We start from the raw sequence: 17,457 nt of genomic DNA, 5'->3' as shown, positions 1-17,457 counted from the left end.
GTTAAAATAAATTAAAAGTAATTTACAAATTTATTTTTTTATTTTTAATATTTCAGTAATTACAACAAAAACATTTATTTTTAATCAATAATTAAGAATATTTTTTTACTAAAAACAAAAAAGAGACTGATTTAAAACAAAATCAATCTCTTTGAAAAGATAAAAATAAAACACTAAGCCTTTCCTGTTGGTCCAAAATTTAATGGTATATTAGGTTGTTCACCTTCTTTTATTTCACCATGCTGATGCTCAAAACGTTTTATATTTTCATGCAAAGCTCCTAATAATCTTTTTGCATGTTGAGGTGTTAAAACAATTCTTGATTTTACTTTTGCCTTTGGAACACCTGGCATCATACTAATAAAATCTAAAACGAATTCCGTATTAGAATGATTAATAATAGCTAAATTTGAATAAATCCCTTCAGCAATTGTTTCGTCTAACTCAATGTTAATTTGTCCTTCTTGATTGTTGTTTTCCATAAGTATATAGATTTAAAAAAAACCTAACAATACGAATACTGTTAGGTTTTAAATATAGTCAAATTTAATAAATTCTTAGAAATTAATTTCTTCTTTTGAAGCCATCAATTCACTGTATTCATCTTTAGAACCTACAAGGATATTATCATAATCTCTCATACCTGTACCAGCAGGAATTCTGTGACCTACAATAACATTTTCTTTCAATCCTTCTAATGTATCAATTTTACCAGCAACCGCTGCTTCATTTAATACTTTTGTAGTTTCCTGGAATGATGCAGCTGAAATGAACGACTTCGTTTGTAATGATGCTCTAGTAATACCTTGAAGAATTGGAGTAGCGGTAGCAGGAACTACATCTCTTGCAATTACTAAATTTTTATCTTCACGCTTTAACAATGAATTTTCATCTCTTAACTCTCTTGGAGTAACTATCTGCCCAGGTTTTAAGTTAGAAGAATCTCCAGCGTCTTCGATTACTTTCATTCCATATAATTTATCATTTTCTTCGATAAAATCACTAGCATGAACTAATTGATCTTCTAAGAATAATGTATCTCCTGGATCTTGTATTTGCACTTTTCTCATCATCTGACGAATCACTACTTCAAAGTGCTTGTCATTGATTTTTACCCCTTGCAAACGATATACTTCTTGAATTTCGTTCACTAAGTATTGTTGTACAGCAGATGGTCCTTGAATTCTTAAAATATCATCTGGAGTGATTGCACCATCAGATAATGGCATCCCAGCTCTTACAAAGTCATTTTCTTGAACTAATATTTGGTTAGAAAGTTTTACTAAGTATTTCTTCACTTCTCCAAATTTCGACTCAATTGATAACTCTCTATTACCTCGCTTCACTTTTCCAAATGTTACCACACCATCAATTTCTGAAACCACAGCTGGATTAGAAGGATTACGAGCTTCTAATAACTCTGTAATTCTTGGTAAACCTCCTGTAATATCTCCTGCTTTAGAAGAACGACGAGGAATTTTAACTAAAACTTTACCTGCTTTAATTTTTTCACCATCGTCTACCATTAAGTGAGCTCCTACTGGTAAGTTATATGATCTAATTAATTCACCATCTTTACCATAAATATGTAATGTTGGAATTAATTTTTTATTACGTGCCTCAGAAATTACTTTTTCTTGGAAACCAGTTTGTTCGTCAATTTCTACCAAGAACGATTGTCCTTGTTCGATATCTTCATAACCAACTTTACCAGTAAATTCAGAAACAATTACACCATTATATGGGTCCCATTTACAAATAGTTGCTCCTTTTTCAACAACATCTCCATCTTTCACATAAATTGTAGAACCATATGGAATATTATGCGTATTTAAAACAATTCCTGTTTTAGCATCAACTAATTTTAATTCAGTTGAACGAGAAATTACAATATCAATTGTATTTCCTTCTGCATCCTCACCTTTAACTGTTTTTAAGTCCTCAATTTCTAATCTACCACCAAAACGAGCAACAATACTTGACTCTTCAGATATACCACCTGCAACCCCTCCAACGTGGAACGTACGAAGTGTTAACTGTGTACCTGGCTCTCCAATTGATTGTGCAGCAATAACTCCTACAGCTTCACCTTTTTGAGCCATTTTACCAGTAGCTAAATTTCTACCGTAACATTTAGCACAAATACCTTTTTTAGCTTCACAAGTTAAAGCTGAACGAACTTCCACTTTTTCAACTGGAGATCCTTCAATCTTTTTAACAATAGCCTCAGTTATTTCTTCACCAGCGTGAACTAAAATTTCAGAATCTAATGGATTTACAACATCCTGTAAAGCTACACGACCTAAAATTCTTTCTCCTAAAGATTCAACAATTTCTTCGTTTTTCTTTAGAGCTGTAACTTCAATTCCTCTCAATGTACCACAATCAACAGAATTGATAATAACATCTTGAGAAACGTCATGTAGTCTTCTTGTTAAATATCCTGCATCGGCTGTTTTTAAGGCCGTATCGGCAAGACCTTTACGAGCACCGTGTGTAGAGATAAAATATTCTAAGATTGATAAACCTTCTTTAAAGTTTGATAAAATTGGATTTTCAATAATTTCACCTCCAGCAGCAGTAGATTTTTTAGGCTTAGCCATCAATCCACGCATACCTGTTAACTGACGAATCTGTTCTTTTGAACCCCTTGCTCCAGAATCAAGCATCATGTACACAGAGTTGAATCCTTGTTGATCTTCTCTGATGTTTTTCATAGCATACTCTGTTAATTTAGCATTAGCAGAAGTCCAAACGTCAATTACCTGATTATAACGCTCATTATTTGTAATAAGACCCATGTTATAATTCATTGTAATTGCATCTACTTCTTCTCTTGCACTAGCAATTAAAGGTTCTTTTTCATCTGGAACTTTAATATCACCTAAACTGAATGATAAACCACCTTTGAAGGCAAATTTATACCCCATATCCTTAATATTATCAAGGAATGCAGCAGTTGTAGGAACATCAGTTACAGCCAAGATTTTACCAATAATATCTCTTAACGATTTTTTTGTTAAAACCTCATTAATATAACCAGCTGCTTCAGGAACTACTTCATTAAATAATACTCTACCTGCAGTTGTTTGAATAATTTTGTATACTAGTTCACCTTCTTCATTAAAGTCTTTTGTTCTTACTTTAACACGAGCATTTAAATCTAAGCGCCCTTCGTTTAAAGCAATATGAACTTCTTCAACTGAATAGAATGTTAAACCTTCACCTTTAATTGGATATTCAGGTGTAGACAATCTTTCTTTAGTCATGTAATAAAGACCCAATACCATGTCCTGAGAAGGTACTGTAATAGGAGCACCATTTGCAGGGTTTAGAATATTATGAGAAGCCAACATTAACAATTGAGCTTCTAAGATTGCTTCAGGTCCTAAAGGTAAATGAACGGCCATCTGGTCACCATCGAAATCGGCGTTGAAAGCCGTACAAGTCAATGGGTGTAACTGGATTGCTTTTCCTTCAATTAACTTAGGTTGGAAAGCTTGAATACCTAATCTGTGAAGAGTTGGAGCACGGTTTAGCAATACAGGATGTCCTTTGATTACATTTTCTAAGATATCCCATACAACTGGCTCTTTTTTATCAATAATTTTCTTAGCCGACTTAACTGTTTTAACGATTCCTCTTTCGATTAATTTACGAATAACGAATGGTTTATACAATTCTGCAGCCATATCTTTTGGAAGACCACATTCATACATTTTCATTTCTGGTCCAACGACAATTACCGAACGAGCAGAATAATCCACACGTTTACCTAATAAGTTTTGACGGAAACGTCCTTGTTTACCTTTTAATGAATCTGATAAAGATTTTAAAGGTCTATTTGATTCTGTTTTAACAGCAGAAGCTTTTCTAGTATTGTCGAATAATGAATCAACTGCTTCTTGTAACATACGTTTTTCATTACGTAAGATTACTTCAGGAGCTTTAATTTCCATTAAACGTTTTAGACGGTTATTACGGATAATAACTCTTCTATACAAGTCATTTAAATCTGAAGTTGCAAAACGACCTCCATCAAGTGGCACTAACGGACGTAATTCAGGTGGAATAACCGGGATTACTTTTAAAATCATCCATTCAGGTAGATTTTCTCTATTTTTGTTAGCCTCACGGAATGATTCAACAACATTTAAACGTTTTAAGGCTTCCGTTTTTCTTTGCTTAGAAGTCTCATTATTAGCCGCGTGACGCAATTTATAGGACAAGTCATCTAAGTCAGTACGAGCTAGTAAATCCATAATACATTCAGCGCCCATTTTAGCAATGAATTTATTTGGATCAGAATCATCTAAATATTGATTTTCCATTGGTAAAGAATCAGCAATATTTAAATACTCTTCTTCTGTCAAGAAATCTAATGTATTTAAAGTTTCACCGTCAGGTCCTTTTGCAATACCTGGTTGAATTACCACATATCTTTCATAATAGATAATCATATCTAATTTCTTAGATGGTAATCCAAGTAAATATCCAATTTTGTTAGGTAAAGAACGGAAATACCAGATATGAGCAATTGGCACTACAAGATTGATATGTCCAACTCTGTCTCTTCTTACTTTCTTTTCAGTAACTTCTACACCACAACGGTCACATACGATACCTTTGTAGCGAATTCTTTTATATTTACCACAAGCACATTCGTAGTCTTTAACTGGACCAAAAATTCTTTCACAGAAAAGACCATCACGCTCAGGTTTATGCGTACGATAGTTGATTGTTTCAGGCTTTAAAACTTCTCCTCTTGATTCTGCCAAGATTGATTCTGGTGAAGCTAAACCTATTGTGATTCTGTTAAATCTTTTAACGGTATTTTTATCTTTTAATTTTGTCATGATATGAATACTATCGATTTATTAAAATTCAATTGTAAGTTTTTGTTTTAGAATCAGTCGTAAAATAAAGTACGACTGATTCCGAAAACTAATTTATTCTTCTAATCTAATGTCTAATCCAAGACCTTTTAATTCATGCATTAATACATTGAATGATTCAGGTAATCCTGGCTCTGGCATAGTTTCTCCTTTAACGATTGCTTCGTAAGTTTTTGCTCTACCAGTTACATCATCAGATTTTACCGTTAATATCTCTCTTAAAGTACTAGAAGCACCATAAGCTTCAAGAGCCCAAACCTCCATTTCTCCAAAACGCTGACCACCAAACTGAGCTTTACCTCCTAATGGCTGTTGCGTAATTAATGAGTATGGACCAATAGAACGTGCGTGCATTTTATCATCAACCATATGACCTAACTTAAGCATATAAATTACACCCACTGTTGCTGGCTGATGGAAACGCTCTCCTGTTCCTCCATCATATAAATAAGTATGACCAAATCTTGGGATTCCAGCTTCGTCTGTTAAGGCATTAATTTGGTCTAAAGTTGCACCATCAAAAATTGGAGTTGCAAACTTTTTACCTGTTTTTAATCCCGCCCATCCTAATACTGTTTCATAAATCTGACCAATGTTCATACGTGAAGGTACCCCAAGCGGATTCAATACAATATCTACTGGCGTTCCATCTTCTAAGAATGGCATATCTTCTTGACGAACAATTTTAGCAACAATACCTTTGTTACCGTGACGACCCGCCATTTTATCTCCTACTCTTAGCTTACGTTTTTTAGCAATATAAACTTTTGCTAATTTCAAAATACCTGATGGCAATTCATCTCCAACAGTAATTGTAAATTTCTCTCTTCTTAATACACCTTGTAAATCATTTAATTTAATTTTATAGTTGTGTACTAAATCGTTGATTAATTCATTTGTATGATCATCAGTTGTCCATTGACCTTTTGTTAAGTGTGCAAAATCTTCAACACCTTGTAACATTTTCTTAGTGAATTTTTTACCTTTTGGCAATACTTCTTCACCTAAGTCATTTAAGACACCTTGAGATGTTTTTCCGTCTACGATTAAGAATAATTTATCGATTAATCTGTCTTTAAGTTCAACGAATTTAACCTCGAACTCCATTTCAAGTTTATCTAAATCTTCTTTATCTTTAGAACGTTTACGTTTATCTTTAACTGCTTTAGCAAATAATTTTTTATCTAAAACTACACCATGTAAAGAAGGCGAAGCTTTTAAAGATGCATCTTTCACATCACCTGCTTTATCACCAAAGATAGCACGTAATAATTTTTCTTCTGGAGTTGGATCTGATTCCCCTTTTGGTGTGATTTTACCAATTAAGATATCACCAGGTTTAACTTCAGCTCCAATTCTAATCATACCGTTTTCATCTAAATCTTTAGTAGCTTCTTCAGAAACGTTAGGAATATCATTAGTTAATTCTTCATTACCTAATTTTGTGTCTCTAACTTCTAAAGAATAATCATCTACGTGAATTGATGTAAAGATATCATCACGAACTACCTTTTCAGAAATTACAATTGCATCCTCGAAGTTATAACCTTTCCAAGGCATAAAGGCAACTTGTAAATTTCTACCTAAAGCTAATTCTCCATTTTGAGTAGCATATCCTTCACAAAGCACTTGTCCTTTTTCAACTCTGTCACCTTTTCTAACAATAGGTTTTAAGTTGATAGTGGTGCTTTGATTTGTTTTTCTAAATTTAATTAATTGGTATGTTTTTTCATCTGGATCAAAACTTACCATTCTTTCTTCCTCTGTTCTATCGTACTTTATAGTGATTTTGTTAGCATCAACATAAGTAACAACACCAGAACCTTCAGCATTTATTAACACTCTTGAATCAGAAGCTACTTGTCTTTCTAAACCAGTTCCAACAATTGGTGCTTGTGGTCTTAATAGAGGTACTGCTTGACGCATCATGTTTGATCCCATCAACGCACGGTTAGCATCATCATGCTCTAAGAAAGGAATTAAAGAGGCTGAAATAGAAGCAATCTGGTTTGGCGCTACATCTGTATAATGAACCGCTGTTGGATCTACCACTGGGAAATCACCTTCTTCACGTGCAATTACTTTATCAGCTGTAATTACTCCTTCATTACTCATTTCAATGTTCGCCTGAGCAATTAACTTACCTTCTTCTTCTTCAGCACTTAAATAGATAGGTTCAGCAATTAAATCAACTTTACCGTTTTCTACTTTTCTATAAGGAGTTTCAATGAATCCCATTCCGTTTACTTTAGCATAAACTCCTAACGAAGAAATCAAACCAATGTTTGGACCCTCAGGCGTTTCAATAGGACATAAACGTCCATAATGCGTGTAGTGAACGTCACGAACTTCGAAACCAGCTCTTTCTCTTGATAAACCACCAGGTCCTAAAGCTGATAGACGACGTTTGTGTGTAATCTCAGCTAATGGATTTGTTTGATCCATAAATTGAGATAATTGGTTAGTTCCGAAGAAAGAATTAATTACAGATGATAATGTTTTAGCATTAATCAAATCAATTGGCGTAAACACCTCGTTATCACGAACGTTCATTCTTTCACGGATGGTACGAGCCATACGCGCTAACCCAACACCAAACTGAGCCGACAATTGTTCCCCTACTGTTCTTACACGACGATTAGATAAGTGGTCAATATCATCGATTTCAGCTTTTGAATTAATTAATTCAATTAAATATTTTACGATTGTAATAATATCTTCTTTAGTTAAAACTTGTTTATCCATAGGAATATCCAAGCCTAACTTTTTATTCATTCTGTAACGACCTACGTCACCTAAATTATAACGTTGGTCAGAGAAGAATAATTTATCAATAATACCACGAGCAGTTTCCTCATCAGGTGGTTCTGCATTACGTAATTGTCTATATATGTGCTCTACAGCTTCTTTTTCAGAATTTGTAGGGTCTTTTTGTAAAGTATTATGAATAATAGCAAAATCTGCTTGATTATTATCTTCTTTGTGTAATAAAATTGATTTTACATCCGCTTCAAGAATTTCCTCTACATTATCTTTATCAAGAATAGTATCACGATCTAAAATAATTTCATTACGCTCGATAGAAACCACCTCTCCAGTATCTTCATCAACGAAATCCTCATGCCAAGTATTTAGCACACGAGCAGCAAGTCTTCTACCGATATATTTTTTAATTCCAGTTTTTGAAACTTTGATTTCTTCAGCTAAATCAAATATTTCAAGAATATCTTTATCTCTTTCAAAACCAATGGCCCTGAAAAGAGTTGTTACAGGTAATTTTTTCTTTCTATCAATATATGCATACATTACATTATTGATATCTGTTGCAAATTCAATCCAAGAACCTTTAAAAGGAATGATTCTAGCAGAATACAATTTAGTTCCATTTGCGTGGAAAGATTGTCCGAAGAATACACCTGGAGATCTATGTAATTGGGAGACAACAACACGTTCAGCACCATTAATTACAAAAGTACCACTAGGCGTCATATATGGAATAGTACCTAAATAAACATCTTGAACGATAGTTTCAAAATCTTCATGTTCAGGATCTGTACAATATAATTTTAAACGAGCTTTTAGAGGAACACTATATGTTAAACCTCTATCGATACATTCCTCGATAGTATATCTAGGAGGGTCAATAAAATAATCTAGAAACTCTAGAACAAATTGATTTCTAGTATCAGTTATTGGAAAATTTTCCATGAAGGTGTTGTAAAGACCCTCGTTACCTCTTTCATCAGATTTGGTTTCTAATTGAAAAAAATCTCTAAAAGATTTCACTTGAATATCAAGAAAATCAGGATAATTAGGGATATTTTTTGTTGAGGCAAAATTGATTCTTTCAGTCTGATTAGCAATCATCAATGGACAAAATTTTGATTTTAAAAAAGTAACTTTTGTGTAAAACACTAATTTTAAATACTTCCTTTAGTACAACTACAACATCTTTAAATACAAACCAGGAAAAAGTTTGTAATTTTTCTTCGTCTGTAGCTGCTTATATATTTTGCTAAATTAAAAAATTTAATATACGCAAAATGGTTTAGACCTTTGAGAGTAAATCTCAAGGTCTAAACCTAGCTTTTTGTGATAAGTTAGATTATTTTAACTCAACAACAGCTCCAGCCTCTTCTAATGCTTTCTTAAGACCTTCTGCTTCGTCTTTAGAAACACCTTCTTTAACATTTGTTGGAGCAGCATCAACTAAATCTTTAGCTTCTTTTAATCCTAATCCAGTTAATTCTTTAACAGCTTTAACTACACCTAATTTAGAAGCACCTGCATCTTTTAATACTACTGTGAACTCAGTTTGTTCAGCAGCAGCAGCAGCATCACCACCTCCAGCAACTACAACAGCTGCAGCGGCAGGCTCGATACCATACTCATCTTTTAATATTGTTGCTAATTCGTTAACTTCTTTAACAGTTAAGTTAACTAATTGTTCTGCGAATTGTTTTAAATCTGCCATTTTTTCTATCTTTAATGTGTTTTAAAAAATATTATAATTTATAAGTGCGTTTGCATTTATTCTGCTGCTTCACCTTTTGATTCTGCATTATTTAATAAAGCAGAAATGATGCGTTTAGCAGGAGATTGAAGTAATCCAATGATATCACCAATAACTTCTTCTTTAGATTTAATTGCTACTAAGCTATCTAATAAGTTATCACCAATATAGATTTCTTGATTTATGTAAGCTCCTTTTAAAACTGGTTTCTCACCTTTTTTACGGAACTCTTTTATTATTTTTGCTGGTGCATTTGCCACATCAGCAATTAATATTGAAGTATTACCTTTTAAAGTAGTTGGTAATTCACCATACTCATTAGCAGAAGCTTCCATAGCTTTCTCTAATAAAGTATTTTTAACAACTTCTAATTTGATACCTGCTTTGAAACAAGCTCTTCTTAAATCTGAAGTTGTACCTGCATCTAAACCTGAAATGTCAGCTAAATATACAATATTTGCATCTGCTAACTGTGCAGTTAAATCTTCAATAGCAATTGATTTTTCTTCTCTAGTCATACTAAATATTTTTAACTACCAATTATACTGCTTTAGGATCTAAAGCAATAGCAGGACTTTGTGTACTTGATAAGTGAATTGACTTAATATAAGTACCTTTAGCTGCAGTTGGTTTTAATTTAATTAATGTTTGAACAATCTCATGCGCATTGTCATAAATCTTATCAGCATCAAACGACACTTTTCCAATACCTGCATGAACAATACCAGTTTTATCAACCTTAAAGTCGATTTTACCAGCTTTAACTTCTTGAACAGCTTTAGCAACATCCATAGTTACAGTACCTGTCTTAGGGTTAGGCATTAAACCTCTTGGACCTAAAACACGTCCTAATGGACCTAATTTACCCATAACAGCAGGCATAGTAATGATTACATCAATATCCGTCCAACCGTCTTTAATTTTTTGTAAATAGTCATCTAAACCTACGTGATCTGCACCAGCAGCTTTAGCTTCAGCTTCTTTATCTGGAGTTACAAGAGCCAATACTCTTACATCTTTTCCTGTTCCATGAGGAAGTGTTACTACACCTCTAACCATTTGATTCGCTTTTCTAGGATCAACTCCTAAACGTACAGCGATGTCAACAGACTCATCAAATTTTGCAGAAGCAACTTCTTTAATTAAAGCAGAAGCTTCTTTTAAAGTATAAAGTTTATTCTTCTCAATTTTTGATGCAGCGACTTTTTGTTTTTTTGTCAATTTTGCCATGTCTAATTCTTTTTAATGATTAAAAAGGAGCATCTCCAGTTACTGTGATACCCATAGATCTTGCTGTACCAGCGATCATACTCATTGCTTTTTCTAATGTAAAAGCATTTAAATCAGCCATTTTATCTTCAGCGATAGCTTTAATTTGATCCCAAGTAACACTTGCAACCTTTTTACGATTTGGCTGACCCGAACCAGACTTTAATTTTGCTGCCTCTAATAATTGAATTGCAGCAGGTGGCGTTTTAACAACAAAGTCGAAAGACTTGTCTTTATACACAGTAATTTGTACTGGTAAAACTTTGCCAGGTTTATCTTGTGTTCTTGCATTAAACTGCTTACAGAACTCCATGATGTTAACCCCAGCAGCCCCCAAAGCAGGTCCAACCGGTGGCGATGGATTCGCAGCACCTCCCTTAACTTGTAGTTTAACTACTTTACTAACTTCTTTTGCCATTTTTAAAAAAATTTAGCACATCTATCAATTGGAAGCGATTGATGTGATTATATATAAGTAACAAATTTATACTTTTTCAACTTGCATAAAACTTAATTCTAATGGTGTTTTTCTTCCAAAAATTTTAACCATTACTTCAAGTTTACGTTTCTCTTCATTAACTTTTTCAATAGAACCATTAAATCCATTGAAAGGACCATCAATGACTTTAACTGTTTCGCCAACAGAATAAGGAATATTCACATTCTCAGCTTTAACAGATAACTCATCAACTTTACCTAACATTCTATTAACCTCAGCTTGTCTCAAAGGCACAGCATCACCTCCCTTAGTCTCACCTAAAAAACCAATAACACCAGTGATTGACTTAATTATATGAGGAACCTCTCCAGTTAGATTAGCTTCAATCATAACATAACCAGGGAAATACACTCTCTCTTTAGAAATTTTTTTACCATCTCTAACTTGAACCACTTTTTCAGTAGGCACAAGAACTTGAGAAATATAGTCAGCCATTCCAACTCTGTTAATTTCTTGCTCAATATAAGCCTTAACTCTGTTTTCTTGACCACTAACAGCTCTTACAACATACCACTTCTTTACGTTATTATCAGCCATTATAAATTAACCTTTTAATAAATTAAAGAAACCGTTTAGTATCTTAGTAAAAGACACATCAACACCCCAAGTTGCTAAAGCAAAAATAACAGAGAATAATGCAACTATAATTGTATACTTTTGAACTTCGTCCCAAGCAGGCCAAGTTACATTAGACTTTAATTCTTCGAAAGCTTCAGAAAAATATTTTAACATGATCTTTTACTTTATTTTGCACGAGCGGAGGGATTCGAACCCCCATCAATGGTTTTGGAGACCACTATTCTGCCCTTGAACTACGCTCGTTTGTTAAAAAAACTGTGTCGTCGTTAAACGACACAGTTATATAATTTGACTATTAATTAGTCTAAAATTTCAGTTACCTGACCAGCACCTACTGTTCTACCACCTTCACGAACAGCAAAACGTAAACCTACTGATAAAGCGATTGCAGATAATAATTCCACTTCAATAGTTAAGTTATCACCTGGCATAACCATGTCTCTTCCAGCTGGTAAAGAAATAGTACCAGTTACGTCAGTTGTACGTACATAGAACTGTGGACGGTAGTTATTGTGGAATGGAGTGTGACGTCCACCTTCTTCTTTTTTCAAGATATAAACCTCAGCTTTAAATTTAGCATGTGGTTTTACTGAACCTGGTTTACAGATTACCATACCTCTTTTGATATCAGCTTTGTCGATACCTCTTAACAATAAACCAACGTTATCACCAGCTTCACCTCTATCTAAGATTTTACGGAACATCTCAACCCCTGTAATTGTAGAAGTTAATTTATCCGCTCCCATACCAATGATTTCAACAGCATCACCTGTATTAGCAACTCCAGTTTCGATACGTCCTGTAGCAACAGTACCACGACCTGTAATTGTAAATACGTCTTCAACTGGCATTAAGAAAGGCTTATCAACATCACGAGCTGGTAATTCAATCCAATTATCAACTGCATCCATTAATTCCATAACAGTAGCAACCCATTTTGGATCCCCATTTAAAGCTCCTAAAGCAGAACCTTGAACAACAGGACCATTATCACCATCATATTGATAGAAAGATAATAAATCTCTGATTTCCATTTCTACTAATTCCAATAATTCTGCATCATCAACCATGTCAACTTTGTTCATGAATACAACCATTCTAGGCACACCAACTTGACGACCTAATAAGATGTGCTCACGAGTTTGAGGCATTGGACCATCTGTAGCAGCAACTACTAAAATAGCTCCATCCATTTGCGCAGCACCAGTAACCATGTTCTTAACGTAATCCGCGTGACCTGGACAGTCAACGTGAGCATAGTGACGGTTAGCAGTTGAATACTCAACATGAGAAGTATTGATAGTAATACCTCTTTCTTTTTCTTCTGGAGCGTTATCGATTTGGTCGAATGATTTAGCTTCAGATAAACCAGCATCAGCTAATACTTTAGTGATTGCAGCAGTTAACGTAGTTTTCCCGTGGTCTACGTGTCCGATAGTACCAATATTTAAATGGGGCTTCGAACGATCAAATGTTTCTTTTGCCATGATTTTAAAATTTTAATCTTAGTTATATATTAGTGTTCAAAAAATTATTTCAAACTTGAGCCAATGACGGGATTTGAACCCGTGACCTCTTCCTTACCAAGGAAGCACTCTACCCCTGAGCTACACCGGCTAGTGTAATTCAGAAGTTAGAACCTAAAGCACAAAATAAAATCCATACTTTATTTTCTAATTTCATAATTTGTGGGGAGAGCAGGATTCGAACCTGCGAAGGTTTCCCAGCAGATTTACAGTCTGCCCTCGTTGGCCGCTTGAGTATCTCCCCGCCTTAATTTTACAATCAATATTTCAAAGAGCCGATGGAGGGACTCGAACCCACGACCTGCTGATTACAAATCAGCTGCTCTAGCCAGCTGAGCTACACCGGCAACTATAAAAAAAGCCCGCTATTTCTAACGGACTGCAAATGTATGGATTTTATTTATTAATCAAAACTTTTTTAAATATTTTTTTTCAATTAACTATGCGCTCTTACTTTTTCTTTACGTTTTACTAACAGTCGCTCTAATGAATCTGCTGCCAAATCTGCAGCTTCTTCAAAAGATTTACTGGTTTTTTTAACTACAAACTCATCACCCGGCACATTAATCTTTAATTCTACTGTTTTATTCTCTTTTTCACTTGTGTTTTCAACTTTTAAAAAAGCATCTGAAGTCACAACCTTATCGTAGAATTTCTCTAGTTTTGTTAGTCGCTCCTCAATAAAACTTACTAATTTTTTGTCAACATTAAAATTAACCGCATGAACATTAACTTTCATAATTTTTTAGGTTTTAAAAATTAAACAAACACTACTTACCTCTTGGATGTGCCTCTTTATAAATCTTCTTCAATTCAGAAAGACTACTATGAGTGTAAATCTGAGTAGAGGACAAACTAGCGTGACCAAGTAGTTCTTTAACAGAATTTAAATCAGCCCCATTATTCAACAAATGAGTTGCAAATGTATGTCTTAAAACATGAGGGCTTTTTTTTACCTTTTCTGATACACTACTAAAGTAATCATTTATCAACCGATAAACAAATGTTTCACTTACTTTATTTCCTTTTTTTGATAAAATTAACAAATCTACTGTGCTGTTATTTTCAAACTCCTCTCTTTTAATTAAATACATTTTCAACAAGTCGACAGTTGATTGCAATAAGGGAATTATTCGTTCTTTATTTCTTTTACCTAATACTTTTATAGTATTTGAATAAAAATCCACTGCATTTAATTTTAGATTTATCAACTCTGCTCGACGCATTCCTGTTGAATAAAACAACTCAACCACCAACCTATTTCGCAAAGATTCAAAATCATCATCTAAAAAATACACTTCAAATAATTGACGAACTTCAATTTCAGAAAAAGGGACTTGAATTTTTTTACTAATTTTTAGAGACTTGTGCTTTAAGAAAGGATTATTTGCAATTTGCTTAGTTCTTAGTAAATATTTGAAAAACGATTTCAAAGAAGCTAATTTTCGATTTATAGAAATAGCACTCAAACCATCATTAGACAATTTAACAATCCAAGATCTAACCAAATGATAAGTTATTTCATGAGGCGAAACTTGCTGATGTTCTAACTCTAAAAAAAAAATAAACTCACGAACATCATGTACATAAGCAGTGATGGTATGCAAGGAAAAATTTTTCTCTTTTAACAAATACTCGCTATATGAATCGAAAGGATATTCCATAAAAAAAACCGTTAAAGACAAATTTACAAAATGTACTTTAACGGTTTATAATTTTATTCAAAATAATACTATCCTTCGAATGAATCTCTTAATTTTTGGATATACTGTGCTTTTTGAATTTCAGCTCTTCTTGTAACTGACGGTTTAGTGAACGCTTGACGTGCTCTTAACTGACGAACAGTTCCAGTTTTGTCAAATTTTCTTTTATAGCGCTTTAATGCTCTATCGATATTTTCTCCGTCTTTAATTGGTATAATTAACATAATCTAGACACCTCCTCTCTTTTACGGGTGCAAAAGTATGAATTATTTTTTAATATCAAAGTTTATTTCTCTAAATAAATTAAGAACATCACGCTTAATTAAAGAAAAACTCAGTTGTTTCTACTGAAGTCCCATTAAAACTTATACTAGGCGGACCAAAGGTTTGTGAAACAGTTTTAGTATGAAAAAAAGTTGAAGGATAAACTTCATAAGTTGCCGAAGCCAAGTCTGCTTCTAATAAATGATTTGAAAAATAAGGTAAATTAGTCAAAACACTATAACTAAAAGAACCTATACAAATAATTCTTTTATTTTTTTTCCCATATGAATTATCTAACAAAATATTCATATTATTCATAACATTAGAATAATTAAACATTAAAGTTTCATTATCATTATATGCCAATACTAAATCCCCATTACTATACTGAAAATTATTTATTTGATCCATAACTCCATCTAAATTTATGTCGTTACCAGCTTGAATAATATCATCTCCATCAAAAACAGCAATATTTCTATAAATAATTTGTGCATTTGAATCATTGTAGGGTAATGTTATTTTTTCAAAATAAACAACATTTTCACTTAAGTAATTAAATCGATAGTAATGTTCTTCTCCATAAACCAACAATTTACTTCCTACTAATTTAGAATTCTCATCATAATAAAACTTCCTAACACGAGAGGTACTATCATAGGTTAAATGATCTAAATATGATACCAATAAACCATCCTGATAATCCAAAGACGAATTAATATTTAATCCTTGACTTACTCCATTTAGTAAAAACTCATTATTTATTTCTAATAATTTCCCATTTTGAACAACACCATTTATAATTGTTTCCCCTGTGTATGGGTAATTAGCATCTGTAGACTGGCTATTAATTGTAACTTTATAACCACTTATTTCAGAATAATTACTTTGAATTGCAAAACTATTATTTTCAACGGATTCACAAGAATTAATTAACACAACAAGTATTAAAAAAAAACATTTTCTCATTATAATTTAAATTAAAATTTTAAACTTAACGAGAAAATGCAAGAAATATTGTATATACTATCTAAACTGCGGGTTTATAATCTTTATTATCGATAATCATTTTTGACAATATCTCTTTTAAAATCTCCGAAGTCCCACCGCCAATAGGACCTAAACGACTATCACGTAATAAACGAGCTAATGGATATTCTTCCATATATCCATAACCTCCTAGCATTTGCAAACAATCATAAATGGCTTGATCTGCAACTTTGGTCGACTTTAATTTAGCCATAGTAGCTTCTTTTACCACATACTCTCCTTTATCTAATCTAGCAACAGTTAAATAATTAAACAATTTAATATGTTCAACCTCAGTTGCATGCTCAACCATTGTATGTCTTAACGCTTGAAACTTATTAATTGGAGAACCAAAAGCCTCACGATGAGACATGTATTCTAGTGTATAATCAATAGCGTATTCTGCTCTTGAATGAGCATTAACAGCCATAATTAAACGCTCCAATGCAAAATGTTGCATGATATAATAAAATCCCTTTTCCTCTTCACCCATTAAATTTTCAAGTGGAATAGCCACATTGTCAAATGAAATTTCAGCCGTATCAGATGCTCTCCATCCCAACTTATCTAATTTAGTTGCATTAATCCCTGGCGTTGATTTATCTACCAAAAATATGCTTATCCCTTTACTACCAACTTCTGGATTAGTTTTAGCAGCTACAACATAGTAATCAGCATAAACTCCATTAGTAATAAATGTCTTAGAACCATTAATAATATATTGGTTGTCTTTTTTTACAGCAGTGGTTCTCATACCAGCTACATCACTACCACCGAAAGGTTCTGTAATACATAATGCTCCAATCTTCTCTCCTGCTATACTTGGCACTAAATAAGCTTGTTTAATTCTTTCATCACCCTCAGCATTTAAGTGTGTCATAGCTAAATAAGCATGCGCCCACATAGCAGCGGCAAATCCAGAAGATTTAATCTTTTGAAGTTCTTCAAGAAAAATTACCGTATAAAACAAATCTAAGTTCATTCCTCCATAAGCTTCAGGGTAGTTAATCCCAAAAAAGCCCATCTCACCAAATTTCTTCCAAATAAATCGTTCTATGGTTCCTGATTTTTCCCATTTCTCAATATGAGGAACTACCTCTTTATGTAAAAAATCGCGTAAACTTTTTCTAAATAATTCGTGTTCTTCTGTAAAAAACATTGTGTTCATATCGTTAGCCTT

At 33.2% G+C, this 17,457-nt stretch carries 15 protein-coding genes and 4 tRNA genes; all 19 read right to left on the bottom strand.

The features are described 5' to 3' along the window. Nucleotides 1–173 precede the first annotated feature (173 nt). Nucleotides 174–482 carry a DUF3467 domain-containing protein gene (locus tag QZ824_RS02045; protein ID WP_291274372.1) on the bottom strand — a complete coding sequence of 103 codons (309 nt, stop codon included), beginning with the start codon at nucleotides 480–482 and terminating at the stop codon, nucleotides 174–176. Between the two features lie 75 nt (nucleotides 483–557). Beyond that, on the bottom strand, nucleotides 558–4,856 hold the full coding sequence (rpoC, locus tag QZ824_RS02040; protein WP_291274371.1) for a DNA-directed RNA polymerase subunit beta': 4,299 nt from the start codon (nucleotides 4,854–4,856) through the stop codon (nucleotides 558–560). Nucleotides 4,857–4,949: 93 nt separating this feature from the next. Further along, a complete protein-coding gene (gene rpoB / locus QZ824_RS02035; protein WP_291274370.1) occupies nucleotides 4,950–8,762 on the bottom strand; it encodes a DNA-directed RNA polymerase subunit beta in 3,813 nt (1,270 codons plus the stop codon). A gap of 238 nt (nucleotides 8,763–9,000) precedes the next feature. Beyond that, nucleotides 9,001–9,369, bottom strand: a complete 369-nt coding sequence (gene rplL, locus QZ824_RS02030; protein WP_291274369.1) for a 50S ribosomal protein L7/L12 — start codon at nucleotides 9,367–9,369, stop codon at nucleotides 9,001–9,003. Between the two features lie 56 nt (nucleotides 9,370–9,425). Then, the gene (rplJ, locus tag QZ824_RS02025; protein WP_291274368.1) at nucleotides 9,426–9,926 is read right to left on the bottom strand and encodes a 50S ribosomal protein L10; all 501 of its coding nucleotides are present in this window, start codon (nucleotides 9,924–9,926) and stop codon (nucleotides 9,426–9,428) included. A 22-nt stretch (nucleotides 9,927–9,948) separates the two neighbouring features. Continuing rightward, complete coding sequence (gene rplA, locus QZ824_RS02020) at nucleotides 9,949–10,638, bottom strand: 50S ribosomal protein L1 (RefSeq protein WP_291274367.1); 690 nt, start codon at nucleotides 10,636–10,638, stop codon at nucleotides 9,949–9,951. A gap of 19 nt (nucleotides 10,639–10,657) precedes the next feature. Beyond that, nucleotides 10,658–11,095, bottom strand: coding sequence for a 50S ribosomal protein L11 (gene rplK, locus QZ824_RS02015; protein ID WP_014389196.1), 438 nt, complete (start codon nucleotides 11,093–11,095; stop codon nucleotides 10,658–10,660). A gap of 66 nt (nucleotides 11,096–11,161) precedes the next feature. Then, on the bottom strand, nucleotides 11,162–11,713 hold the full coding sequence (gene nusG / locus QZ824_RS02010; protein ID WP_291274366.1) for a transcription termination/antitermination protein NusG: 552 nt from the start codon (nucleotides 11,711–11,713) through the stop codon (nucleotides 11,162–11,164). Between the two features lie 6 nt (nucleotides 11,714–11,719). Then, nucleotides 11,720–11,908, bottom strand: coding sequence for a preprotein translocase subunit SecE (gene secE / locus QZ824_RS02005; protein ID WP_291274365.1), 189 nt, complete (start codon nucleotides 11,906–11,908; stop codon nucleotides 11,720–11,722). Between the two features lie 19 nt (nucleotides 11,909–11,927). Further along, nucleotides 11,928–11,998: transfer RNA gene (locus QZ824_RS02000), tRNA-Trp, on the bottom strand. 56 nt (nucleotides 11,999–12,054) lie between these two features. Then, nucleotides 12,055–13,242 carry an elongation factor Tu gene (gene tuf, locus QZ824_RS01995; protein ID WP_291274364.1) on the bottom strand — a complete coding sequence of 396 codons (1,188 nt, stop codon included), beginning with the start codon at nucleotides 13,240–13,242 and terminating at the stop codon, nucleotides 12,055–12,057. Between the two features lie 58 nt (nucleotides 13,243–13,300). Continuing rightward, nucleotides 13,301–13,372, bottom strand: a tRNA-Thr gene (locus QZ824_RS01990). 72 nt (nucleotides 13,373–13,444) lie between these two features. Then, a tRNA-Tyr gene (locus QZ824_RS01985) sits at nucleotides 13,445–13,525 on the bottom strand. A gap of 29 nt (nucleotides 13,526–13,554) precedes the next feature. After that, nucleotides 13,555–13,628, bottom strand: a tRNA-Thr gene (locus QZ824_RS01980). 89 nt (nucleotides 13,629–13,717) lie between these two features. Continuing rightward, nucleotides 13,718–14,020: a ribosome-associated translation inhibitor RaiA gene (gene raiA, locus QZ824_RS01975; RefSeq protein ID WP_291274363.1), complete on the bottom strand. Its 303-nt coding sequence runs from the start codon at nucleotides 14,018–14,020 to the stop codon at nucleotides 13,718–13,720. A 31-nt stretch (nucleotides 14,021–14,051) separates the two neighbouring features. Beyond that, nucleotides 14,052–14,945, bottom strand: a complete 894-nt coding sequence (locus QZ824_RS01970; RefSeq protein ID WP_291274362.1) for a tyrosine-type recombinase/integrase — start codon at nucleotides 14,943–14,945, stop codon at nucleotides 14,052–14,054. Between the two features lie 68 nt (nucleotides 14,946–15,013). Further along, nucleotides 15,014–15,208 (bottom strand): 30S ribosomal protein S21, encoded by a 195-nt coding sequence (gene rpsU / locus QZ824_RS01965; RefSeq protein WP_014389202.1) that lies wholly within the window; start codon nucleotides 15,206–15,208, stop codon nucleotides 15,014–15,016. Between the two features lie 94 nt (nucleotides 15,209–15,302). After that, entirely contained in the window at nucleotides 15,303–16,217 is a 915-nt protein-coding gene (locus QZ824_RS01960; protein WP_291274361.1) for a hypothetical protein, read from the bottom strand. A 61-nt stretch (nucleotides 16,218–16,278) separates the two neighbouring features. Next, entirely contained in the window at nucleotides 16,279–17,445 is a 1,167-nt protein-coding gene (locus QZ824_RS01955) for an acyl-CoA dehydrogenase family protein (protein ID WP_291274360.1), read from the bottom strand. Nucleotides 17,446–17,457 lie beyond the last annotated feature (12 nt).

It is taken from the genome of Flavobacterium sp. (genome assembly GCF_021151785.1).
Taxonomy (GTDB): domain Bacteria; phylum Bacteroidota; class Bacteroidia; order Flavobacteriales; family Flavobacteriaceae; genus Flavobacterium.
This window is presented reverse-complemented; position numbering and strand designations above follow the sequence as displayed.

What these genes read in the sequence shown, in the direction of transcription:
- QZ824_RS02045 (WP_291274372.1), bottom strand. Translation starts at nt 482, where the DNA reads ATGGAAAACAACAATCAAGAAGGACAAATTAACATTGAGTTAGACGAA.
- nusG (WP_291274366.1), bottom strand. Translation starts at nt 11,713, where the DNA reads ATGGCTGATAATAACGTAAAGAAGTGGTATGTTGTAAGAGCTGTTAGT.
- secE (WP_291274365.1), bottom strand. Translation starts at nt 11,908, where the DNA reads ATGTTAAAATATTTTTCTGAAGCTTTCGAAGAATTAAAGTCTAATGTA.
- QZ824_RS01955 (WP_291274360.1), bottom strand. Translation starts at nt 17,445, where the DNA reads ATGAACACAATGTTTTTTACAGAAGAACACGAATTATTTAGAAAAAGT.
- rplJ (WP_291274368.1), bottom strand. Translation starts at nt 9,926, where the DNA reads ATGACTAGAGAAGAAAAATCAATTGCTATTGAAGATTTAACTGCACAG.
- rpoB (WP_291274370.1), bottom strand. Translation starts at nt 8,762, where the DNA reads ATGATTGCTAATCAGACTGAAAGAATCAATTTTGCCTCAACAAAAAAT.
- tuf (WP_291274364.1), bottom strand. Translation starts at nt 13,242, where the DNA reads ATGGCAAAAGAAACATTTGATCGTTCGAAGCCCCATTTAAATATTGGT.
- rpoC (WP_291274371.1), bottom strand. Translation starts at nt 4,856, where the DNA reads ATGACAAAATTAAAAGATAAAAATACCGTTAAAAGATTTAACAGAATC.
- raiA (WP_291274363.1), bottom strand. Translation starts at nt 14,020, where the DNA reads ATGAAAGTTAATGTTCATGCGGTTAATTTTAATGTTGACAAAAAATTA.
- rplA (WP_291274367.1), bottom strand. Translation starts at nt 10,638, where the DNA reads ATGGCAAAATTGACAAAAAAACAAAAAGTCGCTGCATCAAAAATTGAG.
- rpsU (WP_014389202.1), bottom strand. Translation starts at nt 15,208, where the DNA reads ATGTTAATTATACCAATTAAAGACGGAGAAAATATCGATAGAGCATTA.
- QZ824_RS01970 (WP_291274362.1), bottom strand. Translation starts at nt 14,945, where the DNA reads ATGGAATATCCTTTCGATTCATATAGCGAGTATTTGTTAAAAGAGAAA.
- rplK (WP_014389196.1), bottom strand. Translation starts at nt 11,095, where the DNA reads ATGGCAAAAGAAGTTAGTAAAGTAGTTAAACTACAAGTTAAGGGAGGT.
- rplL (WP_291274369.1), bottom strand. Translation starts at nt 9,369, where the DNA reads ATGGCAGATTTAAAACAATTCGCAGAACAATTAGTTAACTTAACTGTT.
- QZ824_RS01960 (WP_291274361.1), bottom strand. Translation starts at nt 16,217, where the DNA reads ATGAGAAAATGTTTTTTTTTAATACTTGTTGTGTTAATTAATTCTTGT.